The organism is Enterobacter sp. CPE_E1241 (assembly GCF_045618265.1).
Taxonomy (GTDB): domain Bacteria; phylum Pseudomonadota; class Gammaproteobacteria; order Enterobacterales; family Enterobacteriaceae; genus Enterobacter; species Enterobacter adelaidei.
The window spans coordinates 4461262-4487190 of record NZ_JBIWYV010000001.1 but is presented as its reverse complement, the minus strand read 5'-3'; the positions used below and the strand labels follow the sequence as shown (position 1 = coordinate 4487190).

The window sequence follows — 25929 nt, the reverse complement described above, 5'->3', positions numbered from 1 at the left end:
AAACAATGATTGGTTTAGTCGGTAAAAAAGTGGGTATGACCCGCATCTTCACTGAAGATGGCGTTTCTATCCCAGTAACCGTAATCGAAGTAGAAGCAAACCGCGTTACTCAGGTTAAAGATCTGGCTAACGATGGCTACCGCGCTATTCAGGTTACCACTGGTGCTAAAAAAGCTAACCGTGTAACCAAACCAGAAGCGGGTCACTTCGCTAAAGCTGGCGTAGAAGCTGGCCGTGGTCTGTGGGAATTCCGTCTTGCTGAAGGCGAAGAGTTCACCGTAGGTCAGGACATTAGCGTTGAGCTGTTTGCTGACGTTAAAAAAGTTGACGTAACCGGTACCTCTAAAGGTAAAGGTTTTGCTGGTACCGTTAAGCGCTGGAACTTCCGTACCCAGGACGCTACTCACGGTAACTCCTTGTCTCACCGCGTTCCGGGTTCTATCGGTCAGAACCAGACTCCGGGCAAAGTGTTCAAAGGCAAGAAAATGGCAGGTCAGCTGGGTAACGAACGTGTAACCGTTCAGAGCCTGGACGTAGTACGTGTTGACGCTGAGCGCAACCTGCTGCTGGTTAAAGGTGCAGTTCCGGGTGCAACCGGTAGCGACCTGATCGTTAAACCAGCTGTGAAGGCGTAAGGGGATAGCAATGGAATTAGTATTGAAAGACGCGCAGAGCGCGCTGACTGTTTCCGAAACTACCTTCGGTCGTGATTTCAACGAAGCGCTGGTTCACCAGGTTGTTGTTGCTTATGCAGCTGGTGCTCGTCAGGGTACTCGTGCTCAGAAGACTCGTGCTGAAGTAACTGGTTCCGGCAAAAAGCCATGGCGCCAGAAAGGTACCGGCCGTGCGCGTTCAGGTTCTATCAAGAGCCCGATCTGGCGTTCAGGTGGCGTGACCTTCGCTGCGCGTCCACAGGACCACAGTCAAAAAGTTAACAAAAAGATGTACCGCGGCGCGCTGAAAAGCATCCTGTCCGAACTGGTACGTCAGGATCGTCTGATCGTTGTCGAGAAGTTCTCTGTAGAAGCGCCTAAAACTAAGCTGCTGGCACAGAAACTGAAAGACATGGCTCTGGAAGATGTGCTGATCATCACCGGTGAGCTGGACGAGAACCTGTTCCTGGCCGCACGTAACCTGCACAAGGTTGACGTACGCGATGCGACTGGTATCGACCCGGTTAGCCTGATCGCCTTCGACAAAGTCGTAATGACTGCTGATGCTGTTAAGCAAGTTGAGGAGATGCTGGCATGATTCGTGAAGAACGTCTGCTGAAGGTGCTTCGCGCACCGCACGTTTCTGAAAAAGCGTCTACTGCGATGGAAAAAACAAACACCATCGTTCTCAAAGTTGCTAAAGACGCGACCAAAGCAGAGATCAAAGCTGCTGTGCAGAAACTGTTTGAAGTCGAAGTCGAAGTCGTTAACACCCTGGTAGTTAAAGGGAAAGTTAAACGTCACGGACAGCGTATCGGTCGTCGTAGCGACTGGAAAAAAGCTTACGTCACCCTGAAAGAAGGCCAGAATCTGGACTTCGTTGGCGGCGCTGAGTAAGTCGGAGGAGTAATACAATGGCAGTTGTTAAATGTAAACCGACATCTCCGGGTCGTCGCCACGTAGTTAAAGTGGTTAACCCTGAGCTGCACAAGGGCAAACCTTTTGCTCCGTTGCTGGAAAAAAACAGCAAATCCGGTGGTCGTAACAACAATGGCCGTATCACCACTCGTCACATCGGTGGTGGCCACAAGCAGGCTTATCGTATTGTTGACTTCAAACGCAACAAAGACGGTATCCCAGCAGTTGTTGAACGTCTTGAGTACGATCCGAACCGTTCCGCGAACATCGCGCTGGTTCTGTACAAAGACGGCGAACGCCGTTACATCCTGGCCCCTAAAGGCCTGAAAGCTGGCGACCAGATTCAGTCTGGCGTTGATGCTGCAATCAAAGCAGGTAACACCCTGCCGATGCGCAATATCCCGGTTGGTTCTACCGTTCATAACGTAGAAATGAAACCAGGTAAAGGCGGTCAGCTGGCACGTTCCGCTGGTACTTACGTTCAGATCGTTGCTCGTGATGGTGCTTATGTCACCCTGCGTCTGCGTTCTGGTGAAATGCGTAAAGTCGAAGCAGACTGCCGTGCAACCTTGGGCGAAGTTGGCAATGCTGAGCATATGCTGCGCGTTCTGGGTAAAGCAGGTGCTGCACGCTGGCGTGGTGTTCGTCCTACCGTTCGCGGTACTGCGATGAACCCAGTCGACCACCCACATGGTGGTGGTGAAGGTCGTAACTTTGGTAAGCACCCGGTAACTCCGTGGGGCGTTCAGACCAAAGGTAAGAAGACCCGCAGCAACAAGCGTACTGATAAATTTATCGTACGTCGCCGTAGCAAATAATTTTAGAGGATAAGCCATGCCACGTTCTCTCAAGAAAGGTCCTTTTATTGACCTGCACTTGCTGAAGAAGGTAGAGAAAGCGGTGGAAAGCGGAGACAAGAAGCCCCTGCGCACTTGGTCCCGTCGTTCAACGATCTTTCCTAACATGATCGGTTTGACCATCGCTGTCCATAATGGTCGTCAGCACGTTCCAGTCTTTGTTACCGACGAAATGGTTGGTCACAAACTGGGTGAATTCGCACCGACTCGTACTTATCGCGGCCACGCTGCTGATAAAAAAGCGAAGAAGAAATAAGGTAGGAGGAAGAGATGGAAACTTTAGCTCAACATCGCCATGCTCGTTCTTCTGCACAGAAGGTTCGCCTTGTTGCTGACCTGATTCGCGGTAAGAAAGTGTCGCAGGCCCTGGACATCCTGACCTATACCAACAAGAAAGCTGCGGTATTGGTCAAGAAAGTACTGGAATCTGCCATTGCTAACGCTGAACACAACGATGGCGCTGACATCGACGATCTGAAAGTCGCGAAAATTTTCGTAGATGAAGGCCCAAGCATGAAGCGCATTATGCCGCGTGCGAAAGGTCGTGCAGATCGCATCCTGAAGCGCACCAGCCACATTACTGTGGTTGTGTCCGATCGCTGAGACTCTGGAGACTAGCAATGGGTCAGAAAGTACATCCTAATGGTATTCGCCTGGGTATTGTAAAACCATGGAACTCTACCTGGTTTGCGAACACCAAAGAATTCGCTGACAACCTGGACAGCGATTTTAAAGTACGTCAGTACCTGACTAAGGAACTGGCTAAAGCGTCTGTATCTCGTATCGTTATCGAGCGTCCAGCTAAGAGCATCCGTGTGACTATCCACACTGCTCGTCCTGGCATCGTTATCGGTAAGAAAGGCGAAGACGTAGAAAAACTGCGCAAGGTCGTAGCGGATATCGCTGGCGTTCCTGCACAGATCAATATCGCTGAAGTTCGTAAGCCTGAACTGGACGCTAAATTGGTTGCTGACAGCATCACTTCACAGCTGGAACGTCGTGTTATGTTCCGTCGTGCTATGAAGCGTGCTGTACAGAACGCAATGCGTCTGGGCGCTAAAGGTATCAAAGTTGAAGTTAGCGGCCGTCTGGGCGGCGCGGAAATCGCACGTACCGAATGGTACCGTGAAGGTCGCGTACCGCTGCACACTCTGCGTGCTGACATCGACTACAACACCTCTGAAGCGCACACCACTTACGGTGTAATCGGCGTTAAGGTATGGATCTTCAAAGGTGAGATCCTGGGTGGTATGGCTGCTGTTGAACAACCGGAAAAACCGGCTGCTCAACCTAAAAAGCAGCAGCGTAAAGGCCGTAAATAAGGAGCGTCGCTGATGTTACAACCAAAGCGTACAAAATTCCGTAAAGTGCACAAAGGCCGCAACCGTGGTCTGGCGCAGGGTACGGATGTTAGCTTCGGCACTTTCGGTCTGAAAGCTGTTGGCCGTGGTCGTCTGACTGCACGTCAGATCGAAGCAGCACGTCGTGCAATGACCCGTGCAGTTAAGCGTCAAGGTAAAATTTGGATCCGTGTATTCCCGGACAAACCAATTACCGAGAAGCCGCTGGAAGTTCGTATGGGTAAAGGTAAAGGTAACGTGGAGTACTGGGTTGCCTTGATCCAACCGGGCAAAGTCCTGTATGAAATGGACGGTGTTCCGGAAGAGCTGGCCCGTGAAGCCTTCGGCCTGGCAGCAGCGAAACTGCCTATCAAAACCACCTTTGTAACTAAGACGGTGATGTAATGAAAGCAAAAGAGCTGCGTGAAAAAAGCGTTGAAGAGCTGAACGCTGAGCTGCTGAACCTGCTGCGTGAGCAGTTCAACCTGCGTATGCAGGCTGCAAGTGGCCAGCTGCAACAGACTCACCTGCTGAAGCAAGTGCGTCGCAATGTTGCACGCGTTAAGACTTTACTGACTCAGAAGGCGGGTGCGTAATGACCGATAAAATCCGTACTCTGCAAGGTCGTGTTGTTAGCGACAAAATGGAGAAATCCATTGTTGTAGCTATCGAACGTATTGTGAAACACCCGATCTACGGTAAATTCATCAAGCGTACGACCAAACTGCACGTACATGACGAGAACAACGAATGTGGTATCGGCGACAAGGTTGAAATCCGTGAATGCCGTCCACTGTCCAAGACTAAGTCCTGGACGCTGGTTCGCGTTGTAGAGAAAGCTGTTCTGTAATACAGTACGCATTCTCAATACGAATAAACGGCTCAGCGATGAGCCGTTTATTTTTTCTACCCATATTGTAGAAGCGGTGTTATAATGCCGCGCCCTCGATATGGGGCTTTTTAACGGCTCTGATTTTAGAGTCTCAGGTAGTAGTTGACATTAGCGGAGCACTAAAATGATCCAAGAACAGACTATGCTGAACGTCGCCGACAACTCCGGTGCACGTCGCGTAATGTGTATCAAGGTTCTGGGTGGCTCGCACCGTCGCTACGCAGGCGTAGGCGACATCATCAAGATCACCATCAAGGAAGCAATTCCACGTGGTAAGGTCAAAAAAGGTGATGTGCTGAAGGCGGTAGTGGTGCGCACCAAGAAGGGTGTTCGTCGCCCTGACGGTTCTGTCATTCGCTTCGATGGTAATGCATGCGTTATTTTAAACAATAACAGCGAGCAGCCTATCGGCACGCGTATCTTTGGGCCGGTAACTCGTGAACTTCGTACTGAGAAGTTCATGAAAATTATCTCTCTGGCACCAGAAGTACTCTAAGGAGCGAATCATGGCAGCGAAAATCCGTCGTGATGACGAAGTTATCGTGTTAACCGGTAAAGATAAAGGTAAACGCGGTAAAGTAAAAAATGTTCTGTCTTCCGGCAAACTCGTCGTTGAAGGTATCAACCTGGTTAAGAAACATCAGAAGCCGGTTCCGGCCCTGAACCAACCAGGCGGCATCGTTGAAAAAGAAGCTGCTATTCAGGTTTCTAACGTTGCAATCTTCAATGCGGCTACCGGCAAGGCTGACCGTGTAGGCTTTAGATTCGAAGACGGTAAAAAAGTCCGTTTCTTCAAGTCTAACAGCGAAACTATCAAGTAATTTGGAGTAGTACGATGGCGAAACTGCATGATTACTACAAAGACGAAGTAGTTAAAAAACTCATGACTGAGTTTAACTACAATTCTGTCATGCAAGTCCCTCGGGTCGAGAAGATCACCCTGAACATGGGTGTTGGTGAAGCGATCGCTGACAAGAAACTGCTGGATAACGCAGCAGCTGACCTGACAGCAATCTCCGGTCAAAAACCGCTGATCACCAAAGCACGCAAATCTGTTGCAGGCTTCAAAATCCGTCAGGGCTATCCGATCGGCTGTAAAGTAACTCTGCGTGGCGAACGCATGTGGGAGTTCTTTGAGCGCCTGATCACTATTGCTGTTCCACGTATCCGTGACTTCCGTGGCTTGTCCGCTAAGTCTTTCGACGGTCGTGGTAACTACAGCATGGGTGTCCGTGAGCAGATCATCTTCCCAGAAATCGACTACGATAAAGTCGACCGCGTGCGTGGTTTGGATATTACCATTACCACTACTGCGAAATCTGACGAAGAAGGCCGTGCTCTGCTGGCTGCCTTTGACTTCCCGTTCCGCAAGTAAGGTAGGGTTACTGAATGGCTAAGCAATCAATGAAAGCACGCGAAGTAAAGCGCGTAGCTTTAGCTGATAAATTCTTCGCTAAACGCGCTGAACTGAAAGCGATCATTTCTGATGTGAACGCTTCCGACGAAGATCGTTGGAATGCGGTTCTCAAGCTGCAGTCTCTGCCGCGTGATTCCAGCCCGTCTCGTCAGCGTAACCGCTGTCGTCAAACAGGTCGTCCACATGGTTATGTGGGCAAGTTTGGGTTGAGCCGTATCAAACTGCGTGAAGCCGCCATGCGCGGTGAAGTACCAGGCTTGAAAAAGGCTAGCTGGTAATTACCAATTGAATCACGGGAGTAAAGACAGATGAGCATGCAAGATCCGATCGCGGATATGCTGACCCGTATCCGTAACGGTCAGGCCGCGAACAAAGTTGCGGTCACCATGCCTTCCGCCAAGCTGAAAGTGGCAATTGCCAACGTGCTGAAGGAAGAAGGTTTTATCGAAGATTTTAAAGTTGAAGGCGACACCAAGCCGGAACTGGAACTTACTCTCAAGTATTTCCAGGGTAAAGCTGTTGTAGAAAGCATTCAGCGTGTCAGCCGCCCAGGCCTGCGCATCTATAAGAAAAAAGATGAGCTGCCAAAAGTTATGGCTGGTCTTGGTATCGCAGTTGTTTCTACCTCTAAAGGTGTTATGACTGATCGTGCAGCGCGCCAGGCTGGTCTTGGTGGCGAAATTATCTGCTACGTAGCCTAATCGGAGGAAAGAATGTCTCGTGTTGCTAAAGCACCGGTCGTTATTCCTGCCGGCGTTGATGTAAAAATCGACGGTCAGGTTATTACGATCAAAGGTAAAAACGGCGAGCTGACTCGTACCCTCAACAAAGCTGTTGAAGTTAAACATGCAGATAACGCTCTGACCTTCGGTCCACGTGATGGTTTCGTGGATGGATGGGCTCAGGCTGGTACCGCGCGTGCCCTGCTGAACTCAATGGTTGTTGGTGTTACCGAAGGCTTCACTAAAAAGCTTCAGCTGGTTGGTGTAGGTTATCGTGCAGCTATCAAAGGGAATGCAGTAGGCCTGTCTCTGGGCTTCTCACACCCTGTTGAGCATCCGCTGCCGGCCGGTATCACTGCAGAATGTCCGACTCAAACTGAAATCGTGCTGAAAGGCGCTGATAAACAGCTGATCGGTCAGGTTGCAGCAGATCTGCGCGCCTACCGTCGTCCTGAGCCTTACAAAGGCAAGGGTGTTCGTTACGCCGACGAAGTCGTGCGTACCAAAGAGGCTAAGAAGAAGTAAGGTAACACTATGGATAAGAAATCTGCTCGTATCCGTCGTGCGACCCGCGCACGCCGCAAGCTCAAAGAGCTGGGTGCAACTCGCCTGGTGGTACATCGTACCCCGCGTCATATTTACGCACAGGTAATTGCACCGAACGGTTCTGAAGTTCTGGTAGCTGCTTCTACTGTAGAAAAAGCTATTGCAGAACAATTGAAGTACACCGGTAACAAAGACGCCGCTGCAGCTGTAGGTAAAGCTGTTGCTGAACGCGCTCTGGAAAAAGGCATCAGCAATGTTTCCTTTGACCGTTCCGGGTTCCAATATCATGGTCGTGTCCAGGCACTGGCAGATGCTGCCCGTGAAGCTGGCCTTCAGTTCTAAGGTAGAGGTGTAAGATGGCTCACATCGAAAAACAGGCTGGCGAACTGCAGGAAAAGCTGATCGCGGTAAACCGCGTATCTAAAACCGTTAAAGGTGGTCGTATTTTCTCCTTCACAGCTCTGACTGTAGTGGGTGATGGTAACGGTCGCGTTGGTTTTGGTTACGGTAAAGCGCGTGAAGTTCCAGCAGCGATCCAGAAAGCGATGGAAAAAGCCCGTCGCAACATGATTAACGTCGCGCTGAACAACGGCACCCTGCAGCACCCAGTTAAAGGTGTTCACACGGGGTCTCGTGTATTCATGCAGCCAGCTTCAGAAGGTACCGGTATCATCGCCGGTGGTGCAATGCGCGCCGTTCTGGAAGTTGCTGGGGTTCATAACGTACTGGCTAAAGCATATGGTTCCACCAACCCGATCAACGTGGTTCGTGCAACTATTGATGGCCTGGAAAATATGAATTCTCCAGAAATGGTCGCTGCCAAGCGTGGTAAATCCGTTGAAGAAATTCTGGGGTAATTGACCATGGCAAAGACTATTAAAATCACTCAAACCCGCAGTGCAATCGGTCGTCTGCCGAAACACAAGGCAACGCTGCTTGGCCTGGGTCTGCGTCGTATTGGTCATACCGTTGAGCGCGAGGATACTCCTGCTGTTCGCGGTATGGTCAACGCGGTTTACTTCATGGTTAAAGTTGAGGAGTAAGAGATGCGTTTAAATACTCTGTCTCCGGCCGAAGGCTCTAAAAAGGCGGGTAAACGCCTGGGTCGTGGTATCGGTTCTGGCCTCGGCAAAACCGGTGGTCGTGGTCACAAAGGTCAGAACTCTCGTTCTGGCGGTGGCGTACGTCGCGGTTTCGAGGGTGGCCAGATGCCACTGTACCGTCGTCTGCCGAAGTTCGGCTTCACCTCTCGCAAAGCAGCGATCACAGCGGAAATCCGTCTGTCTGACCTGGCGAAAGTTGAAGGCGGCGTTGTAGACCTGAACACGCTGAAAGCAGCAAACATTATCGGTATCCAGATCGAGTTCGCGAAAGTGATCCTGGCTGGTGAAGTTTCTACTCCGGTAACTGTTCGTGGCTTGCGTGTTACTAAAGGTGCTCGTGCTGCTATCGAAGCTGCTGGCGGTAAAATTGAGGAATAAGTAGCAGATGGCTAAGCAACCGGGATTAGATTTTCAAAGTGCCAAAGGTGGATTTGGCGAGCTGAAACGCAGACTGCTGTTTGTTATCGGCGCGCTGATTGTGTTCCGTATTGGCTCTTTTATTCCGATCCCTGGTATCGATGCCGCTGTACTTGCCAAACTGCTTGAGCAACAGCGAGGCACCATCATTGAAATGTTCAACATGTTCTCTGGTGGTGCTCTCAGCCGTGCTTCTATCTTCGCTCTGGGTATTATGCCGTACATTTCGGCATCTATTATTATCCAGCTGCTGACGGTCGTTCATCCGGCCCTGGCAGAGTTGAAGAAAGAAGGGGAGTCTGGACGTCGTAAGATTAGTCAGTACACCCGTTACGGTACTCTGGTGCTGGCAATATTCCAGTCGATCGGTATTGCTACCGGTCTTCCGAATATGCCTGGTATGCAGGGCCTGGTATTAAACCCAGGCTTTGCATTCTATTTCACCGCTGTTGTTAGTCTGGTCACAGGGACAATGTTCCTGATGTGGCTCGGCGAACAGATTACTGAACGTGGTATCGGTAACGGTATCTCAATCATTATCTTCGCCGGTATTGTTGCGGGCCTCCCGCCAGCCATCGCCCATACTATCGAGCAAGCGCGTCAAGGCGACCTGCACTTCCTCCTGTTGCTGTTGGTTGCAGTATTAGTATTTGCAGTGACGTTCTTTGTTGTCTTCGTTGAACGTGGTCAACGCCGCATTGTGGTGAACTACGCTAAACGTCAGCAAGGTCGTCGTGTCTATGCTGCACAGAGCACACATTTACCGCTGAAAGTGAATATGGCAGGGGTAATCCCGGCGATCTTCGCTTCCAGTATTATTCTGTTCCCGGCGACCATCGCGTCATGGTTCGGGGGCGGGACTGGTTGGAACTGGCTGACAACAATTTCGCTGTATTTGCAGCCTGGGCAACCACTTTATGTGTTACTCTATGCGTCTGCGATCATCTTCTTCTGTTTCTTCTACACGGCGTTGGTCTTCAACCCGCGTGAAACAGCAGATAACCTGAAGAAGTCCGGTGCATTTGTACCAGGAATTCGTCCGGGAGAGCAAACGGCGAAGTATATCGATAAGGTAATGACCCGCCTGACTTTGGTTGGTGCGCTTTATATTACTTTTATCTGCCTGATCCCGGAGTTCATGCGTGATGCAATGAAAGTACCGTTCTACTTCGGTGGAACCTCACTGCTTATCGTTGTTGTCGTGATTATGGACTTTATGGCTCAAGTGCAAACTCTGATGATGTCCAGTCAGTATGAGTCTGCATTGAAGAAGGCGAACCTGAAAGGCTACGGCCGCTAATTGGTCGCCTGAGAAGTTACGGAGAGTAAAAATGAAAGTTCGTGCTTCCGTCAAGAAATTATGCCGTAACTGCAAAATCGTTAAGCGTGATGGTGTCATCCGTGTGATTTGCAGTGCCGAGCCGAAGCATAAACAGCGCCAAGGCTGATTATTTCGCATATTTTTCTTGCAAAGTTGGGTTGAGCTGGCTAGATTAGCCAGCCAATCTTTTGTATGTCTGTACGTTTCCATTTGAGTATCCTGAAAACGGGCTTTTCAGCATGGTGCGTACATATTAAATAGTAGGAGTGCATAGTGGCCCGTATAGCAGGCATTAACATTCCTGATCAGAAACATGCTGTGATCGCATTAACTTCGATCTACGGCGTCGGCAAGACCCGTTCTAAAGCCATTCTGGCTGCAGCGGGTATCGCTGAAGATGTTAAGATCAGTGAGCTGTCTGAAGAACAAATCGACACGCTGCGTGACGAAGTTGCCAAATTTGTCGTTGAAGGTGATCTGCGCCGTGAAATCAGCATGAGCATCAAGCGCCTGATGGATCTTGGTTGCTATCGCGGTTTGCGTCATCGTCGTGGTCTGCCAGTGCGCGGTCAGCGTACTAAGACCAACGCACGTACCCGTAAGGGTCCGCGCAAACCGATCAAGAAATAATCGGGGTGATTGAATAATGGCAAAGGCACCAGTTCGTGCACGTAAACGTGTAAGAAAACAAGTCTCTGACGGCGTGGCTCATATCCATGCTTCTTTCAACAACACCATCGTTACTATTACTGATCGTCAGGGTAACGCATTGGGTTGGGCAACAGCCGGTGGTTCCGGTTTCCGTGGTTCTCGCAAATCCACTCCGTTCGCAGCTCAGGTTGCAGCAGAGCGTTGCGCTGAAGCCGTAAAAGAATACGGCATCAAGAATCTGGAAGTTATGGTTAAAGGTCCGGGTCCGGGTCGTGAATCTACTGTTCGCGCTCTGAACGCCGCTGGTTTCCGCATCACGAATATTACTGATGTGACTCCGATCCCTCATAACGGTTGTCGTCCGCCGAAAAAACGTCGCGTATAACGCTCGTTTTTTAGGTTAGTTGGAGATAGAAAATGGCAAGATATTTGGGTCCTAAGCTCAAGCTGAGCCGTCGTGAGGGCACCGACTTATTCCTTAAGTCTGGCGTTCGCGCGATCGATACCAAGTGTAAAATTGAACAAGCTCCTGGCCAGCACGGTGCGCGTAAACCGCGTCTGTCTGACTATGGTGTGCAGTTGCGTGAAAAGCAAAAAGTTCGCCGTATGTACGGTGTGCTGGAGCGTCAGTTCCGTAACTACTATAAAGAAGCAGCACGTCTGAAAGGCAACACGGGTGAAAACCTGCTGGCTCTGCTGGAAGGTCGTCTGGACAACGTTGTATACCGTATGGGCTTCGGCGCTACTCGTGCTGAATCACGTCAGCTGGTTAGCCACAAAGCAATCATGGTAAACGGTCGTGTTGTTAACATCGCTTCTTATCAGGTTAAAGCGAATGACGTTGTTAGCATTCGTGAGAAAGCGAAAAAGCAATCTCGCGTGAAGGCCGCTCTGGAGCTGGCTGAGCAGCGTGAAAAGCCAACCTGGCTGGAAGTTGATGCTGGCAAGATGGAAGGTACGTTCAAGCGTCAGCCAGAACGTTCTGATCTGTCTGCGGACATTAACGAACACCTGATCGTCGAGCTTTACTCCAAGTAAAGCTTAGTACCAAAGAGAGGACACAATGCAGGGTTCTGTGACAGAGTTTCTAAAACCGCGCCTGGTAGATATCGAGCAAGTGAGTTCGACGCACGCCAAGGTGACCCTTGAGCCTTTAGAGCGTGGCTTTGGCCATACTCTGGGTAACGCACTGCGCCGTATTCTGCTCTCATCGATGCCGGGTTGCGCGGTGACCGAGGTTGAGATTGATGGTGTACTTCATGAGTACAGCACCAAAGAAGGCGTTCAGGAAGATATCCTTGAAATCCTGCTCAACCTGAAAGGGCTGGCGGTGAGAGTTCAGGGTAAAGATGAAGTTATTCTTACTCTGAATAAATCTGGCATTGGCCCTGTGACTGCAGCCGACATCACCCACGACGGTGATGTTGAAATCGTCAAGCCGCAGCACGTGATCTGCCACCTGACCGATGAGAACGCAGCGATTAGCATGCGTATCAAAGTTCAGCGCGGTCGTGGTTATGTGCCGGCTTCTGCCCGAATTCATTCGGAAGAAGATGAGCGCCCAATCGGCCGTCTGCTGGTCGACGCATGCTACAGCCCTGTAGAGCGTATTGCCTACAATGTTGAAGCAGCGCGTGTAGAACAGCGTACCGACCTGGACAAGCTGGTCATCGAAATGGAAACCAACGGCACAATCGATCCTGAAGAGGCGATTCGTCGTGCGGCAACCATCCTGGCAGAACAACTGGAAGCTTTCGTTGACTTACGTGATGTACGTCAGCCGGAAGTGAAAGAAGAGAAACCAGAATTCGATCCGATCCTGCTGCGCCCTGTTGACGATCTCGAATTGACTGTCCGCTCTGCTAACTGCCTCAAGGCAGAAGCTATCCACTATATCGGTGATCTGGTACAGCGTACCGAGGTTGAGTTGCTGAAAACGCCGAACCTGGGTAAAAAATCTCTTACTGAGATTAAAGACGTGCTGGCTTCACGTGGTTTGTCTCTGGGCATGCGCCTGGAAAACTGGCCACCAGCTAGTATTGCTGACGAGTAACCGGATCACAGGTTAAGGTTTTACTGAGAAGGATAAGGTCATGCGCCATCGTAAGAGTGGTCGTCAACTGAACCGCAACAGCAGCCATCGCCAGGCTATGTTCCGCAACATGGCAGGTTCACTGGTTCGTCATGAGATCATCAAGACGACCCTGCCTAAAGCGAAAGAGCTGCGTCGCGTAGTTGAGCCGCTGATTACTCTTGCCAAGACTGACAGCGTTGCTAATCGTCGTCTGGCATTCGCCCGTACTCGTGATAACGAGATCGTGGCAAAACTGTTTAACGAACTGGGCCCGCGTTTCGCGAGCCGTGCCGGTGGTTACACTCGCATTCTGAAGTGTGGCTTCCGTGCAGGCGACAACGCGCCGATGGCTTACATCGAGCTGGTTGATCGTTCAGAGAAAGCAGAAGCTGCTGCAGAGTAATCTGCAGTAACGTAAAAAAACCCGCCTCGGCGGGTTTTTTTATATCCGGTATATCCCCACTTCTCTACAATGTCTGTATCAAATCTGTTCTTTCCCTGGAGCTGATAATGTGGTTGCTCGATCAGTGGGCAGAACGCCATATTCGCGATGCCCAAAAAAAAGGTGAATTTGATGATCTTCCAGGAAGTGGTGCTCCCCTTGTGCTGGAAGACGATTCGCACATCGCGCCAGAATTACGTGCAGGATACCGATTACTGAAAAATGCAGGTTGTCTTCCTGCTGAACTCGAACAGCGCAGGGAGGCGGTTGAGCTTGCTGATCTACTCAGAGGTATCCGTCAGGACGATCCTCGACATTCTGAACTTTCCCGTCGGCTCGCCCTGATTGAACTCAAGCTTCGCCAGGCTGGAATGAATACTGACTTTCTGCGCGGTGAATACGGCGAAAGATTGATGCATAAAATAAACGAGGAATAGTTATGTACCGTATCGGTGAACTTGCAAAGCTCGCGAACGTAACGCCGGATACCATCCGATACTATGAAAAGCAGCAGATGATTGATCATGAAGTACGCACTGAAGGCGGTTTTCGCCTTTATACCGATAACGATCTACAGCGTCTGCGCTTTATTCGTTATGCGCGTCAGCTTGGTTTCACACTGGATTCGATCCGCGAGTTATTATCGATCCGTATTGATCCGGAACATCATACCTGCCAGGAGTCGAAGAGTATTGTGCAGGCCCGCCTGGATGAGGTTGAAGCGCGCATTCAGGAGTTGCAGACTATGCAGCGTTCTTTACAAAGGCTAAATGACGCCTGCTGTGGTACGGCGCACAGCAGTATCTATTGTTCAATTCTGGAAGCCCTTGAACAGGGGGCCAGTGGAGAAATGGAGGGCAGTTGATTTTTTGTCCGCCCGGGTCTAGACTTCCGTCGACATAAACCATGCTCAGGAGAAATGATGAGCCGCTATCAGCATACGAAGGGACAAATTAAAGATAACGCTATTGAAGCTTTACTACACGACCCGCTCTTCAGACAGCGCGTCGAGAAAAGTAAAAAAGGGAAAGGAAGTTATCTGCGTAAAGACAAGCATGCAAAACGGGGTAACTGGGAGGCCAGTGGCAAACAAGCAGATCGCTTTTTTACCACTGGCCTTCTTGCTTTTAGTTTCTGATCAAGAGCGATTATTCTGCTCTTTTAACAGATCGCGAATTTCTGCCAGCAATACTTCTTCTTTTGTTGGTGCTGGTGCTGCTGCAGGCTCTTCTTTTTTACGATTTAACTTGTTGATAAGCTTTATGGCCATAAAAATGGCAAACGCCACAATCACGAAGTCGAATATGTTCTGAATGAACACACCGTAATGCATTACGACCGCCGGGACATCGCCCTGCGCATCCCGAAGCGTGACGGCAAATTGTTTGAAATCAATGCCCCCGATTAATAACCCCAACGGTGGCATGATAATGTCGGCAACTAATGATGAGACGATCTTACCGAACGCCGCACCAATAATGACACCCACTGCCAAATCCACCACATTCCCGCGCATCGCAAATTCGCGAAACTCTTTAATAAAACTCATTATGCTCTCCTTGTGCCAGCTGACGATTATAAGTTTAACAAATGATTAGCTATTTGCCATTGGGGATAAATAATCGTTATGAAAAATAAAAGGCATGTTAAAAAGAGGGATTATGTTCAGGTGCTCTTTGAGGAGCACCTGAATGATTACAGGAAGAATGGACTTGGCTGGAAAAGGCGTTCGACATCGGTAATAAATTTTTTATCGGTAAGGAACATAATAACGTGGTCCCCTTGCTCGATACGTAAATTATCATTGGCAATCATGACATCATTCCCCCGTACTACGGCCCCGATAATTGTCCCCGGGGGAAGTTTAATCTCATCAATGGCGCGTCCCACAACGCGTGATGTGGTTTCATCACCATGAGCTACGGCTTCAATGGCTTCTGCCACACCGCGACGCAGAGATGAAACGCCGACAATATCCGCTTTGCGAACATGGCTCAGGAGGGCGGAAATGGTCGCTTGCTGTGGCGAAATGGCGATATCAATGACACTCCCCTGAACAAGGTCAACATAAGCCCGGCGCTGAATAAGCACCATCACCTTTTTTGCCCCCATTCGTTTGGCGAGCATGGCCGACATGATATTTGCTTCATCGTCGTTGGTGACGGCAATAAACAGATCAACCTGATCAATATGTTCTTCAGCCAGTAGTTCCTGATCCGACGCATCGCCATAAAATACGATCGTGTTCTGCAACTTTTCTGCCAGTTCAGAAGCTCGTTGCTGATCGCGTTCGATCAATTTCACGCTGTAATCTTTTTCCAGTCTACGCGCCAGGCCAGCACCGATATTGCCACCACCGACCAACATAATACGTTTATATGGCTTCTCGAGACGCTGAAGCTCACTCATTACTGCGCGAATATGCTGAGAGGCCGCAATAAAGAAGACCTCATCACCGGCTTCGACAATGGTGGAGCCTTGCGGACGAATCGGTCTGTCGTGACGGAAAATGGCTGCGACACGAGTATCAATGTGCGGCATATGCTCACGCATTGTGGAGAGCGCATTGCCGATTAATGGCCCACCGTAATAGGCCTTAACCACTGCAAGACTCACTTTACCTTCGGCAAAATTCACCACCTGCAGTGCGCCAGGATATTCGATCAGGCGATAGATATTGTCGATAACCAGTTGCTCTGGCGCGATGAGATGATCAATCGGGACCGCTTCGGAATTAAACAGTTTCTCTGCATCGCGGACATAGTCAGGAGAGCGGATGCGCGCGATTCGGTTTGGTGTGTTGAAAAGTGAGTAAGCCACCTGACAAGCAACCATATTGGTTTCGTCAGAGCTGGTTACAGCAACCAGCATGTCGGCATCATCGGCACCCGCTTCACGAAGGACCCGTGGATGCGAGCCGTGACCCTGCACAACACGAAGGTCAAACTTGTCCTGCAACACGCGCAGCCGATCGCCGTTGGTATCAACAATAGTGATGTCATTGTTTTCACCAACCAGGTTTTCCGCCAGCGTTCCACCAACCTGTCCTGCACCCAGAATGATAATTTTCATATCTCGTGACCTGTTCTCAACATCACTCTTTGATTAGCTTAGCGTAAAAGAAACCATCACCCTCTTCTGCACCTGGCAGGTTCTGCTGACCGGGGCGTTCAGGCGTCCCCGTATCTCTTAATGCAGCGTCCGGAGTTCGTTTAAGGAAGGCCGCGATTTGCTGACTGTTTTCTTCCGGCAGTACGGAACAGGTTGCATAGACCAGCGTTCCGCCTGGTTTAAGATGTGGCCAAATGGCGTCAAGAATATCGGATTGCAGCTGGGCAAGTTCCTTAATATCACGGTCACGACGCAGCCACTTAATATCCGGATGACGGCGAATAACACCGGTTGCCGAGCAGGGGGCGTCCAGCAAAATCCGATCAAATTTCGTCTCGCCACACCATTCTGCGGGTTTGCGTCCATCACCTTGTTTAACCTGCGCCTTCATACCCAGACGTTTAAGATTGTCGTAGACGCGTGAAAGACGTTGTTCATCAACGTCCACTGCCAATACGCTGGCCTGAGGCGCAACTTCCAGAATATGCGTGGTTTTGCCGCCTGGCGCGGCGCAGAGATCGAGGATCTGCTCTCCATTTTGTGGTTCAAGCCAGGTTATGCAACCCTGGGCAGAGGCATCCTGTACAGTTACCCAGCCTTCGTCAAAACCGGGTAATGCATGTACTGGTGCAGGCGATGCTAAACGTACGGCATCAGGATAGGCGTCATGTGTGAAGCCGTTCATTCCAGCCTCTTCAAGCAAGGCCAGCCAGCCATCGCGAGAATGATGATTGCGATTCACGCGCAACCACATTGGCGGGCGCTGGTTATTGGCTTCGGCAATGTCCTGCCACTGCTGCGGATAAGCTTTTTTCAGGCGATTAAGAAGCCATTCCGGGTGCAGGAAACGTGTTTCACTTTGAGCAAACTCAGTAAGAAGCTCTTCCTGCTGTCGCTGGAACTGACGCAGTACTCCGTTGATCAGACCTTTCAGTTGGGGACGTTTGATCGCAACAGCACCTTCCACTGTCTCAGCCAGAGCGGCATGAGGTGGAATACGGGTATGAAGAAGCTGATAGAAACCTACCATAATCAAATAATGTACGGTACGTTGCTTGCCGGTCATTGGCCGCGACATCAGCTTATTAATCAACCACTCAAGCTGAGAGAGTGTGCGCAGGACGCCAAAGCAGAGCTCCTGAAGCAGGGCTTTGTCTTTATCAGAGACTTTTTGTTGCAGTGGAGGCAGGACGTTACTCAGTGACTGGCCCTGCTCGATAACCTGCTCAACGGCCTGGGCCGCCATACTGCGTAGATTTTGTTTTTTCATAACCGTAAAAATAAAAATGCCCGGAAACTCCGGGCCTTAAGAATAAATTTGTTCAGGCAAGGCGATTGCCAGGGATAAACCATTCGCGACGGGAATTTAACAGGTCCTGAGCGCTCATGGCTTTCTTACCGGCCGGTTGCAGCGCTTCAAGATTCAAGATCCCTTGGGCGGTCGCTACCTGGATACCGTTCTTGCTGACATCAATAATCGTACCGGGTTCAGCCGTGGTATTGCCGCTAATGACCGAGGCTTTCCAGACTTTCACTGGCTGCTCATCGATCTCCATCCAGCTCATTGGCCATGGATTAAACGCACGAATGCAGCGTTCGAGTTGAGCAGCTGACAGGGACCAGTCGATCCGCGCTTCTTCTTTGCTTAGCTTTTCGGCATAGGTAACAAGCGATTCATCCTGAACTTCAGGTTGCGCCGTATTATCCGCAAGCTGTTGCAGCGTCTCGATGAGACCCTGAGGGCCAAGGTCCGCCAGCTTGTCGTACAGCGTTGCGCTGGTGTCTTCCGCGGTAATCGGGCAGGCGAGTTTATAGAGCATGTCGCCAGTGTCTAAACCTACGTCCATCTTCATGATAGTGACGCCAGTCTCTGCATCACCTGCCCATAAAGAACGCTGGATAGGCGCGGCGCCACGCCAGCGAGGCAGCAGAGAACCGTGCACATTTACACAGCCCAGGCGAGGCATATCAAGCACAGCTTTGGGCAGAATTAAACCGTAAGCCACTACCACCATCACGTCGGCATTCAGGTCAGCAACAAGTTGCTGGTTTTCCGGTGAACGTAGGGAGGCTGGCTGGAATACAGGCAATCCATGCTCTTCTGCCAACACTTTTACCGGGCTTGGCATCAGCTTTTTGCCACGGCCAGCCGGACGATCTGGTTGAGTAAATACACCCACAACCTGGTGACCAGAAGATAACAGCGCGTCAAGATGACGCGCTGCAAAATCAGGTGTTCCTGCAAAGATAATACGTAGCGATTTAGACACGTTATTCCTTGTATCCCGGGATGTTATGCACGAGAGCGCATACGATCCAGTTTCTCTACTTTCTGGCGAATACGCTGTTGTTTCAGTGGTGAGAGGTAATCGATAAACAGTTTACCGACCAGATGATCCATCTCATGCTGAATACAAATCGCCAGCAGGTCGTCTGCTTCCAGCTCGAACGGATTACCGTCACGATCCAGAGCGCGAATTTTCACTTTTTCGGCACGCGGCACTAAAGCGCGCTGTTCCGGAATGGACAGACAGCCTTCCTCAATACCGGTTTCGCCACTTTTCTCAAGCAACTCAGGATTGATCAGCACCAGACGACCATCGCGATTTTCAGAAACGTCGATCACGATAATGCGCTTGTGAATGTCCACCTGAGTCGCCGCAAGGCCAATGCCTTCTTCGGCGTACATGGTATCGAACATATCATCTACGATACGCTGAATTTCTGCATTCACTTCTTTAACCGGTTCAGCGACGATGCGAAGGCGCTCGTCCGGAATATGTAACACTTGCAAAACTGCCATAAATTTCCAGAGTCGTGTTCAGGAGTTGATAACAATAATACCTCTATTCTAGACAAATCCCCCATTGATTGACAGCATCAGTGACCAATCGCAATGATTGCGGAGGCCGCTTATGGCAGGGGAAAGGATGACATCTACCGAGATATGGTTACGGTTAATACATACAGGGTCTCTTTGTGGTGATGCAATGCTGGACGCCGTCGCACGGCTACAGAATCAGAAAAGCATAGATGTTCCTGTTCTCAGAAACGCCGGGCTGACAGCAAAGCAAGCTGAAAGGTTCTTTGCTCCAGATGAAAATGAGCTGGAACGCAGCCTGATGTGGCTTGAGCAGCCGGACAATCAATTATTAACGGCACATGATCCGCTTTATCCCCCCTTGCTTCGAACTATTCCTGATTATCCGGGGGCGTTATTTGTAAAAGGCAACCCTGAGGCGCTTAACACTATCCAGTTGGCTGTTGTAGGTAGCCGCGCACCGTCATGGTACGGCGAGCGATGGGGGAGGATCCTGTGCGAACAACTTTCACAAAGTGGGTTCACGATCACCAGCGGGCTGGCCTGTGGTATTGATGGCGTTGCCCACAACGCTGCGCTGTCAGTAAAAGGTCGTAGTGTAGCCGTGTTGGGGAACGGTCTTTTTAGCATTTATCCCCGTCGGCATCAGGCTTTGGCTATACGTCTCATCGAATCTGGCGGTGCGATAGTGTCTGAGTTCCCTCTTTCGGCGCAGCCCAGACCAGCAAACTTTCCACGTCGTAATCGAATTATCAGCGGGCTTAGCAGAGGCGTACTGGTCGTTGAAGCGGCGCGGAGAAGCGGTTCACTGGTCACAGCTCGATGCGCGCTCGAACAGGGGCGAGAAGTCTTCGCCCTGCCTGGTCCGATAGGCAATCCCGGATGCGAGGGGCCCCACTGGCTGATTAAGCAAGGGGCAACACCGGTAACGGAAGTCGGGGACATTCTTGAAAATTTGCAATATGGGTTGCAATGGCTGCAGGAAGATCCCGAAAAGCGACAATATTCATCAGATCAGGGAAAGGTGGCATTGCCATTTCCCAAGCTCCTGGCTAACGTAGGAGATGAGGTAACACCTGTTGACGTTGTCGCTGAACGTGCCGGCCAACCTGTGCCAGTAACGGTAGCACAGCTACTCGAACTGGAGTTAGCAGGGTGGATCGCAGCTGTACCCGGCGGCTATGTCCGATTAAGGAGGGCATGCCATGTTCGACGTACTGATGTATTTGTTTGAGACTTACATCCATAACGAAGCAGAAATGCGAGTGGATCAGGACAAATTGACACAGGATCTTACCGATGCGGGGTTTGAGCGGGAAGATATCTATAATGCGTTGATGTGGCTGGAAAAGTTAGCTGATTATCAGGAAGGCCTTGCCGAACCTATGCAGCTTGCTTCTGACCCATTGTCTGTACGCATCTATACCGCTGAAGAGTGTGAAAGGCTGGACGCCAGCTGCCGGGGATTCATTTTATTCCTTGAGCAGATTCAGGTGCTAAACCTCGAAACGAGAGAAATGGTGATAGAGCGCGTCATGGCGCTGGATACAGCAGAATTTGAACTGGAAGACCTCAAATGGGTGATCCTGATGGTTCTGTTTAATATTCCAGGCTGTGAAAATGCCTATCAGCAGATGGAAGAATTACTCTTTGAAGTGAATGAAGGTATGCTGCATTAATTCAATATGCAGCACCAAGAGTTGTTATGGCCAAATCAGCACTATTCACGGTGCATAAAAATGAGCCCTGTCCGCAGTGCGGGGCTGAACTTGTTATTCGGTCCGGGAAACACGGCCCGTTTCTCGGTTGTTCACAGTATCCGGAATGTGATTATGTCCGTCCCCTGAAAAGCCAGGCGGACGGACATATCGTTAAAATTCTGGAGGGGCAGCTTTGCCCTCTCTGCGGCGGTGAGTTAGCGCTGCGTCAGGGGCGTTTCGGCATGTTCATTGGATGTAGCCGTTACCCTGAATGCGAACATACAGAACAAATTGATAAACCGGATGAAACGGCTATTGCTTGTCCTCAATGCCAGCGTGGGCAACTGGTACAGCGTCGTTCTCGTTTTGGTAAGACCTTCCATTCTTGCGATCGCTATCCTGAATGCCAGTTCGTTATCAATTTCAAACCGGTAGCGGGCGTCTGCACTCATTGCAATTATCCGCTACTTATTGAGAAGAAAACGGCGCAAGGTATGAAACGCTTTTGCGCCAGTAAACAATGTGGAAAGCCGGTTTCGGCGGATCAAAATAGTGAATAATAACCTGCCATCAGGCTCCATTGCGCATGCGGTGGATGTCCTGAAAAATGAAGAAGTCATCGCCTATCCAACTGAAGCTGTCTTTGGGGTCGGTTGCGATCCTGACAGCGAGACGGCCGTTGGCCGATTACTGGCACTCAAACAGAGGCCCGTCGAAAAAGGGCTGATTTTAATCGCTGCCAATTATGAACAACTAAAGCCTTATATTGATGATTCCATGTTAACACCGGCTCAGCGGGAGACTGTCTTCTCCGCGTGGCCAGGGCCTGTGACCTTTGTTTTTCCGGCGCAACCTTCGACACCGCGCTGGTTAACCGGAAAGTTTGATTCCCTCGCCGTCCGCGTCACCGACCATCCGCTGGTGGTGGAACTGTGCCTGGCGTTTGGCAAACCACTGGTCTCAACCAGTGCCAACCTGACCGGGCTGCCTCCGTGCCGAACAACTGAAGAAGTACTGGCGCAGTTCGGGAGCGATTTCCCGGTAGCATTGGGTGAAACGGGTGGTCGACTGAATCCGTCGGAAATCCGCGACGCTTTGACCGGCGAACGTTTTCGCCAGGGGTAATATGATGGAAGCTTATGCTGTTTTTGGTAATCCGATAGCGCACAGTAAGTCACCCTGGATCCATCAGCAGTTTGCTGACCAGCTCCAGATAGTTCATCCCTATGGCCGCGTGCTGGCACCTGTTGACGCATTTGTTCCGACCCTGAATGCTTTTTTCGACGCGGGCGGTAAAGGTGCAAATGTGACGGTACCTTTCAAAGAAGAAGCTTTTGAACGCGCAGATGAACTGACTGAACGTGCTTCTCTTGCCGGTGCCGTGAATACGCTAAAACGGCTTGAGGATGGGCGGTTACTTGGCGATAACACGGATGGTATCGGGTTGCTTAGCGACCTGGAAAGACTGTCATTTATTAAACCGGGTTTTCGAATTCTACTGATAGGTGCGGGCGGGGCTTCTCGTGGCGTACTGCTTCCTCTCTTATCTTTTGATTGTGCTGTGACAATTACCAACCGCACGTTTTCCAGAGCAGAAGCGTTAGCGGGGTTGTTCGCACATACCGGCAGTGTAAGCGCAGTTGCGCTTGATGATCTGGCGGGTCACGAGTTCGATCTGATCATTAATGCCACCTCTAGCGGTATTGGTGGCGAAGTTCCGGCGATCCCTTCTGCACTGGTGAGTCACCACATCTATTTCTACGACATGTTTTATCAGAAAGGGAAGACACCTTTCCTGAACTGGTGTGAGCAACACGGCGCGAAGCATCTGGCGGATGGACTGGGTATGCTGGTGGGGCAGGCGGCACATGCGGTGCTGCTCTGGCACGGAGTGTTACCTGCGGTCGAACCGGTGATTGAAAAGCTGAAGCAGGAATTGACTGAGTGAACCAGGCAATTCATTTTCCTGATAGAGAAGTCTGGGATGAGAGCAAACAGGCTGTCTGCTTTCCGGTGCTGGTGCACGGGATGCAATTGACCTGTGCGATCGGCGGAGAAACGCTGCTGAGTCGCTTTGGCGGTTCTCATCCACTAGACGTCTTTTGTGAGAATCGCTGGGATCTCGAAGAGGAAGCCAGCGATTTGATCCGCGATCAGCAGGAAGACGATCAGGGCTGGGTCTGGTTGTCCTGAGCCAAATACTCATCTTTCCATTTCACATAGTTATTCGCTGAGTATCTCAACCCTTCTATTTCCGCCTCTTTTAAGGGGCGGATCTGTTTCACCGGGCTACCTAAATAGAGATAACCGCTTTCCAGATGTTTGTTTTGCGGGACAAGACTTCCAGCGCCAATCATTACATCATCTTCTACTATCACACCATCCAGCAAAATCGAGCCCATCCCCACAAGCACCCGATTACCGATAGTGCAGCCGTGAAGCATCACTTTATGGCCGATAGTGACATCCTCTCCAATGATGAGCGGATTGCCCTCAGGGTTGTATGAGGATTTGTGTGTGACGTGCAGAACGCTACCATCCTGAATATTGGTACGGGCACCAATCGACACATAGTTGACATCCCCCCTGATGGCGACAAGTGGCCAAATACTGACATCAGCGGCTATTCGCACATCACCAATGACCACGCTGCTGGCATCGATCATCACGCGATCGCCTTTTTTGGGGAACAGATCTTTATAGGGACGTAATACTGAGGGCATATCTACCTCTATGGATGAGCGCTATATAGAAGACTTTGATCATAATATTGGATCGAGGCAAGGTAAAATGCGTCAATATTTAAGCAGATCGGGTGGGTTTTCAGCGAAAAGCGCGGAAAATCGTCAGTCGGAAAAAAAGATCCAAAAAGTACTTGTGCTAAAAAATGGGATCCCTATAATGCGCCTCCATCGACACGGCGGATGTGAATCACTTCACAAACAACCCGGTCGGTTGAAGAGAAAAAATCCTGAAATAACGGGTTGACTCTGAAAGAGGAAAGCGTAATATACGCCACCTCGCAACGGTGAGCTGAAAGCCGCGTTGCAACTGCTCTTTAACAATTTATCAGACAATCTGTGTGGGCACTCAAAGTGACATGGATTCTTAACGTCCTCGGACGAAAAATGAATACCAAGTCTCAACGAGTGAACACGTAATTCATTACGAAGTTTAATTCATTGAGCATCAAACTTTTAAATTGAAGAGTTTGATCATGGCTCAGATTGAACGCTGGCGGCAGGCCTAACACATGCAAGTCGAGCGGTAGCACAGAGAGCTTGCTCTCGGGTGACGAGCGGCGGACGGGTGAGTAATGTCTGGGAAACTGCCTGATGGAGGGGGATAACTACTGGAAACGGTAGCTAATACCGCATAACGTCGCAAGACCAAAGAGGGGGACCTTCGGGCCTCTTGCCATCAGATGTGCCCAGATGGGATTAGCTAGTAGGTGGGGTAACGGCTCACCTAGGCGACGATCCCTAGCTGGTCTGAGAGGATGACCAGCCACACTGGAACTGAGACACGGTCCAGACTCCTACGGGAGGCAGCAGTGGGGAATATTGCACAATGGGCGCAAGCCTGATGCAGCCATGCCGCGTGTATGAAGAAGGCCTTCGGGTTGTAAAGTACTTTCAGCGGGGAGGAAGGTGTTGAGGTTAATAACCTCAGCAATTGACGTTACCCGCAGAAGAAGCACCGGCTAACTCCGTGCCAGCAGCCGCGGTAATACGGAGGGTGCAAGCGTTAATCGGAATTACTGGGCGTAAAGCGCACGCAGGCGGTCTGTCAAGTCGGATGTGAAATCCCCGGGCTCAACCTGGGAACTGCATTCGAAACTGGCAGGCTAGAGTCTTGTAGAGGGGGGTAGAATTCCAGGTGTAGCGGTGAAATGCGTAGAGATCTGGAGGAATACCGGTGGCGAAGGCGGCCCCCTGGACAAAGACTGACGCTCAGGTGCGAAAGCGTGGGGAGCAAACAGGATTAGATACCCTGGTAGTCCACGCCGTAAACGATGTCGACTTGGAGGTTGTGCCCTTGAGGCGTGGCTTCCGGAGCTAACGCGTTAAGTCGACCGCCTGGGGAGTACGGCCGCAAGGTTAAAACTCAAATGAATTGACGGGGGCCCGCACAAGCGGTGGAGCATGTGGTTTAATTCGATGCAACGCGAAGAACCTTACCTACTCTTGACATCCAGAGAACTTAGCAGAGATGCTTTGGTGCCTTCGGGAACTCTGAGACAGGTGCTGCATGGCTGTCGTCAGCTCGTGTTGTGAAATGTTGGGTTAAGTCCCGCAACGAGCGCAACCCTTATCCTTTGTTGCCAGCGGTCCGGCCGGGAACTCAAAGGAGACTGCCAGTGATAAACTGGAGGAAGGTGGGGATGACGTCAAGTCATCATGGCCCTTACGAGTAGGGCTACACACGTGCTACAATGGCGCATACAAAGAGAAGCGACCTCGCGAGAGCAAGCGGACCTCATAAAGTGCGTCGTAGTCCGGATTGGAGTCTGCAACTCGACTCCATGAAGTCGGAATCGCTAGTAATCGTAGATCAGAATGCTACGGTGAATACGTTCCCGGGCCTTGTACACACCGCCCGTCACACCATGGGAGTGGGTTGCAAAAGAAGTAGGTAGCTTAACCTTCGGGAGGGCGCTTACCACTTTGTGATTCATGACTGGGGTGAAGTCGTAACAAGGTAACCGTAGGGGAACCTGCGGTTGGATCACCTCCTTACCTTAAAGAACCTGCCTTTGCAGTGCTCACACAGATTGTCTGATGAATGATAAATTTCAAAATGTACTGCGAAGTGCATTGTGAAATTTTGCTCTTTAAAAATCTGGATCAAGCTGAAAATTGAAACGACACACATGTTATGTGTGTTCGAGTCTCTCAAATTTTCGCAAATCGATGATGAATCGAAAGAAACATCTTCGGGTTG

The 25929-nt window shown here is 50.5% G+C and carries 42 protein-coding genes and 1 rRNA gene; 37 read left to right on the top strand and 6 right to left on the bottom strand.

Annotation, left to right across the window (positions count from 1 at the left end):
• Positions 1-5 precede the first annotated feature (5 nt).
• The 30 genes from rplC (at position 6) to ACJ9Y9_RS21865 (ending at position 14491) form a co-directional block, all read left to right on the top strand.
• A complete protein-coding gene (gene rplC / locus ACJ9Y9_RS22010; RefSeq protein ID WP_003863274.1) occupies positions 6-635 on the top strand; it encodes a 50S ribosomal protein L3 in 630 nt (209 codons plus the stop codon).
• A gap of 10 nt (positions 636-645) precedes the next feature.
• Positions 646-1251 (top strand): 50S ribosomal protein L4, encoded by a 606-nt coding sequence (gene rplD / locus ACJ9Y9_RS22005; protein WP_000424395.1) that lies wholly within the window; start codon positions 646-648, stop codon positions 1249-1251.
• Positions 1248-1550, top strand: a complete 303-nt coding sequence (gene rplW / locus ACJ9Y9_RS22000) for a 50S ribosomal protein L23 (protein ID WP_000617546.1) — start codon at positions 1248-1250, stop codon at positions 1548-1550. Before rplD ends, rplW begins: the two co-directional genes overlap by 4 nt.
• A 17-nt stretch (positions 1551-1567) precedes the next feature.
• Positions 1568-2389: a 50S ribosomal protein L2 gene (gene rplB, locus ACJ9Y9_RS21995; protein ID WP_000301859.1), complete on the top strand. Its 822-nt coding sequence runs from the start codon at positions 1568-1570 to the stop codon at positions 2387-2389.
• A gap of 16 nt (positions 2390-2405) precedes the next feature.
• Complete coding sequence (rpsS, locus tag ACJ9Y9_RS21990; protein ID WP_001138117.1) at positions 2406-2684, top strand: 30S ribosomal protein S19; 279 nt, start codon at positions 2406-2408, stop codon at positions 2682-2684.
• A gap of 14 nt (positions 2685-2698) precedes the next feature.
• Positions 2699-3031, top strand: coding sequence for a 50S ribosomal protein L22 (gene rplV, locus ACJ9Y9_RS21985; RefSeq protein ID WP_002919773.1), 333 nt, complete (start codon positions 2699-2701; stop codon positions 3029-3031).
• A gap of 17 nt (positions 3032-3048) precedes the next feature.
• Positions 3049-3750 carry a 30S ribosomal protein S3 gene (gene rpsC / locus ACJ9Y9_RS21980; RefSeq protein ID WP_000529945.1) on the top strand — a complete coding sequence of 234 codons (702 nt, stop codon included), beginning with the start codon at positions 3049-3051 and terminating at the stop codon, positions 3748-3750.
• Positions 3751-3762: 12 nt separating this feature from the next.
• On the top strand, positions 3763-4173 hold the full coding sequence (rplP, locus tag ACJ9Y9_RS21975) for a 50S ribosomal protein L16 (RefSeq protein WP_002919759.1): 411 nt from the start codon (positions 3763-3765) through the stop codon (positions 4171-4173).
• Positions 4173-4364, top strand: a complete 192-nt coding sequence (gene rpmC, locus ACJ9Y9_RS21970) for a 50S ribosomal protein L29 (protein ID WP_003863282.1) — start codon at positions 4173-4175, stop codon at positions 4362-4364. The genes rplP and rpmC overlap by 1 nt, the downstream gene beginning before the upstream one ends.
• Positions 4364-4618 carry a 30S ribosomal protein S17 gene (gene rpsQ / locus ACJ9Y9_RS21965; RefSeq protein WP_008503489.1) on the top strand — a complete coding sequence of 85 codons (255 nt, stop codon included), beginning with the start codon at positions 4364-4366 and terminating at the stop codon, positions 4616-4618. Before rpmC ends, rpsQ begins: the two co-directional genes overlap by 1 nt.
• Positions 4619-4784: 166 nt before the next feature.
• Entirely contained in the window at positions 4785-5156 is a 372-nt protein-coding gene (rplN, locus tag ACJ9Y9_RS21960; RefSeq protein WP_002919748.1) for a 50S ribosomal protein L14, read from the top strand.
• A 10-nt stretch (positions 5157-5166) separates the two neighbouring features.
• Entirely contained in the window at positions 5167-5481 is a 315-nt protein-coding gene (gene rplX, locus ACJ9Y9_RS21955) for a 50S ribosomal protein L24 (RefSeq protein WP_003863287.1), read from the top strand.
• Between the two features lie 14 nt (positions 5482-5495).
• Positions 5496-6035: a 50S ribosomal protein L5 gene (rplE, locus tag ACJ9Y9_RS21950; RefSeq protein WP_001096202.1), complete on the top strand. Its 540-nt coding sequence runs from the start codon at positions 5496-5498 to the stop codon at positions 6033-6035.
• Positions 6036-6049: 14 nt separating this feature from the next.
• Complete coding sequence (gene rpsN / locus ACJ9Y9_RS21945) at positions 6050-6355, top strand: 30S ribosomal protein S14 (RefSeq protein ID WP_003863291.1); 306 nt, start codon at positions 6050-6052, stop codon at positions 6353-6355.
• A gap of 30 nt (positions 6356-6385) precedes the next feature.
• A complete protein-coding gene (gene rpsH / locus ACJ9Y9_RS21940; RefSeq protein WP_006178918.1) occupies positions 6386-6778 on the top strand; it encodes a 30S ribosomal protein S8 in 393 nt (130 codons plus the stop codon).
• A gap of 12 nt (positions 6779-6790) precedes the next feature.
• The gene (gene rplF / locus ACJ9Y9_RS21935; RefSeq protein ID WP_003863296.1) at positions 6791-7324 is read left to right on the top strand and encodes a 50S ribosomal protein L6; all 534 of its coding nucleotides are present in this window, start codon (positions 6791-6793) and stop codon (positions 7322-7324) included.
• Between the two features lie 9 nt (positions 7325-7333).
• Positions 7334-7687, top strand: coding sequence for a 50S ribosomal protein L18 (rplR, locus tag ACJ9Y9_RS21930; RefSeq protein WP_013099023.1), 354 nt, complete (start codon positions 7334-7336; stop codon positions 7685-7687).
• Between the two features lie 14 nt (positions 7688-7701).
• On the top strand, positions 7702-8202 hold the full coding sequence (gene rpsE, locus ACJ9Y9_RS21925; protein ID WP_003863299.1) for a 30S ribosomal protein S5: 501 nt from the start codon (positions 7702-7704) through the stop codon (positions 8200-8202).
• A 6-nt stretch (positions 8203-8208) separates the two neighbouring features.
• Entirely contained in the window at positions 8209-8388 is a 180-nt protein-coding gene (rpmD, locus tag ACJ9Y9_RS21920) for a 50S ribosomal protein L30 (RefSeq protein WP_003863301.1), read from the top strand.
• Between the two features lie 3 nt (positions 8389-8391).
• Positions 8392-8826: a 50S ribosomal protein L15 gene (rplO, locus tag ACJ9Y9_RS21915; protein WP_003863304.1), complete on the top strand. Its 435-nt coding sequence runs from the start codon at positions 8392-8394 to the stop codon at positions 8824-8826.
• A 7-nt stretch (positions 8827-8833) separates the two neighbouring features.
• Positions 8834-10165, top strand: coding sequence for a preprotein translocase subunit SecY (gene secY / locus ACJ9Y9_RS21910; protein WP_003863305.1), 1332 nt, complete (start codon positions 8834-8836; stop codon positions 10163-10165).
• A gap of 31 nt (positions 10166-10196) precedes the next feature.
• Positions 10197-10313 carry a 50S ribosomal protein L36 gene (rpmJ, locus tag ACJ9Y9_RS21905; protein ID WP_000868187.1) on the top strand — a complete coding sequence of 39 codons (117 nt, stop codon included), beginning with the start codon at positions 10197-10199 and terminating at the stop codon, positions 10311-10313.
• Between the two features lie 146 nt (positions 10314-10459).
• Positions 10460-10816, top strand: a complete 357-nt coding sequence (gene rpsM / locus ACJ9Y9_RS21900) for a 30S ribosomal protein S13 (protein WP_003863308.1) — start codon at positions 10460-10462, stop codon at positions 10814-10816.
• A gap of 16 nt (positions 10817-10832) precedes the next feature.
• Positions 10833-11222, top strand: coding sequence for a 30S ribosomal protein S11 (rpsK, locus tag ACJ9Y9_RS21895; protein WP_003863312.1), 390 nt, complete (start codon positions 10833-10835; stop codon positions 11220-11222).
• Positions 11223-11254: 32 nt separating this feature from the next.
• Positions 11255-11875 (top strand): 30S ribosomal protein S4, encoded by a 621-nt coding sequence (gene rpsD, locus ACJ9Y9_RS21890; RefSeq protein ID WP_004868345.1) that lies wholly within the window; start codon positions 11255-11257, stop codon positions 11873-11875.
• Between the two features lie 25 nt (positions 11876-11900).
• The gene (locus ACJ9Y9_RS21885) at positions 11901-12890 is read left to right on the top strand and encodes a DNA-directed RNA polymerase subunit alpha (RefSeq protein WP_002919219.1); all 990 of its coding nucleotides are present in this window, start codon (positions 11901-11903) and stop codon (positions 12888-12890) included.
• 40 nt (positions 12891-12930) lie between these two features.
• Complete coding sequence (gene rplQ, locus ACJ9Y9_RS21880) at positions 12931-13314, top strand: 50S ribosomal protein L17 (RefSeq protein ID WP_001216368.1); 384 nt, start codon at positions 12931-12933, stop codon at positions 13312-13314.
• A 107-nt stretch (positions 13315-13421) separates the two neighbouring features.
• Positions 13422-13790: a DUF1992 domain-containing protein gene (locus tag ACJ9Y9_RS21875; protein ID WP_028018490.1), complete on the top strand. Its 369-nt coding sequence runs from the start codon at positions 13422-13424 to the stop codon at positions 13788-13790.
• A gap of 2 nt (positions 13791-13792) precedes the next feature.
• On the top strand, positions 13793-14218 hold the full coding sequence (gene zntR / locus ACJ9Y9_RS21870) for a Zn(2+)-responsive transcriptional regulator (RefSeq protein ID WP_028018489.1): 426 nt from the start codon (positions 13793-13795) through the stop codon (positions 14216-14218).
• Positions 14219-14275: 57 nt separating this feature from the next.
• Positions 14276-14491 (top strand): alternative ribosome-rescue factor A, encoded by a 216-nt coding sequence (locus ACJ9Y9_RS21865; protein WP_028018488.1) that lies wholly within the window; start codon positions 14276-14278, stop codon positions 14489-14491.
• Here ACJ9Y9_RS21865 and mscL read toward each other — a convergent pair whose 3' ends face one another.
• The 5 genes from mscL to def all read right to left on the bottom strand — a co-directional run bounded on the left by mscL (position 14492) and on the right by def (position 19267).
• Complete coding sequence (mscL, locus tag ACJ9Y9_RS21860; RefSeq protein WP_028018487.1) at positions 14492-14902, bottom strand: large-conductance mechanosensitive channel protein MscL; 411 nt, start codon at positions 14900-14902, stop codon at positions 14492-14494.
• Between the two features lie 146 nt (positions 14903-15048).
• A complete protein-coding gene (gene trkA, locus ACJ9Y9_RS21855) occupies positions 15049-16425 on the bottom strand; it encodes a Trk system potassium transporter TrkA (protein WP_013099016.1) in 1377 nt (458 codons plus the stop codon).
• Positions 16426-16447: 22 nt separating this feature from the next.
• On the bottom strand, positions 16448-17734 hold the full coding sequence (gene rsmB, locus ACJ9Y9_RS21850) for a 16S rRNA (cytosine(967)-C(5))-methyltransferase RsmB (protein ID WP_028018486.1): 1287 nt from the start codon (positions 17732-17734) through the stop codon (positions 16448-16450).
• A gap of 52 nt (positions 17735-17786) precedes the next feature.
• A complete protein-coding gene (fmt, locus tag ACJ9Y9_RS21845) occupies positions 17787-18734 on the bottom strand; it encodes a methionyl-tRNA formyltransferase (protein ID WP_028018485.1) in 948 nt (315 codons plus the stop codon).
• Positions 18735-18757: 23 nt separating this feature from the next.
• A complete protein-coding gene (def, locus tag ACJ9Y9_RS21840) occupies positions 18758-19267 on the bottom strand; it encodes a peptide deformylase (RefSeq protein ID WP_028018484.1) in 510 nt (169 codons plus the stop codon).
• A 127-nt stretch (positions 19268-19394) separates the two neighbouring features.
• Between def and dprA the strand changes: the two genes are divergently transcribed.
• Genes dprA through ACJ9Y9_RS21810 form a run of 6 tightly spaced genes read left to right on the top strand, consistent with a single transcriptional unit; the run spans position 19395 to position 23178 of the window.
• Complete coding sequence (gene dprA, locus ACJ9Y9_RS21835; RefSeq protein WP_028018483.1) at positions 19395-20519, top strand: DNA-protecting protein DprA; 1125 nt, start codon at positions 19395-19397, stop codon at positions 20517-20519.
• The gene (smg, locus tag ACJ9Y9_RS21830; RefSeq protein ID WP_008503477.1) at positions 20491-20964 is read left to right on the top strand and encodes a DUF494 family protein Smg; all 474 of its coding nucleotides are present in this window, start codon (positions 20491-20493) and stop codon (positions 20962-20964) included. The genes dprA and smg overlap by 29 nt, the downstream gene beginning before the upstream one ends.
• A gap of 26 nt (positions 20965-20990) precedes the next feature.
• Positions 20991-21545: a type I DNA topoisomerase gene (locus tag ACJ9Y9_RS21825; RefSeq protein ID WP_028018482.1), complete on the top strand. Its 555-nt coding sequence runs from the start codon at positions 20991-20993 to the stop codon at positions 21543-21545.
• Entirely contained in the window at positions 21538-22110 is a 573-nt protein-coding gene (gene tsaC / locus ACJ9Y9_RS21820; RefSeq protein WP_028018481.1) for an L-threonylcarbamoyladenylate synthase type 1 TsaC, read from the top strand. The genes ACJ9Y9_RS21825 and tsaC overlap by 8 nt, the downstream gene beginning before the upstream one ends.
• A 4-nt stretch (positions 22111-22114) precedes the next feature.
• A complete protein-coding gene (gene aroE, locus ACJ9Y9_RS21815; protein ID WP_028018480.1) occupies positions 22115-22933 on the top strand; it encodes a shikimate dehydrogenase in 819 nt (272 codons plus the stop codon).
• Positions 22930-23178, top strand: a complete 249-nt coding sequence (locus tag ACJ9Y9_RS21810; protein ID WP_028018479.1) for a DUF1488 domain-containing protein — start codon at positions 22930-22932, stop codon at positions 23176-23178. Before aroE ends, ACJ9Y9_RS21810 begins: the two co-directional genes overlap by 4 nt.
• On the opposite strand, the gene ACJ9Y9_RS21805 is transcribed toward ACJ9Y9_RS21810, so the two are convergent.
• Complete coding sequence (locus ACJ9Y9_RS21805; RefSeq protein WP_028018478.1) at positions 23154-23708, bottom strand: gamma carbonic anhydrase family protein; 555 nt, start codon at positions 23706-23708, stop codon at positions 23154-23156. The two genes, ACJ9Y9_RS21810 and ACJ9Y9_RS21805, sit on opposite strands and share 25 nt — an antisense overlap.
• A gap of 476 nt (positions 23709-24184) precedes the next feature.
• On the opposite strand from ACJ9Y9_RS21805, the gene ACJ9Y9_RS21800 reads away from it, so the two are divergent.
• Positions 24185-25724 (top strand): 16S ribosomal RNA (locus ACJ9Y9_RS21800).
• Positions 25725-25929: the final 205 nt, after the last annotated feature.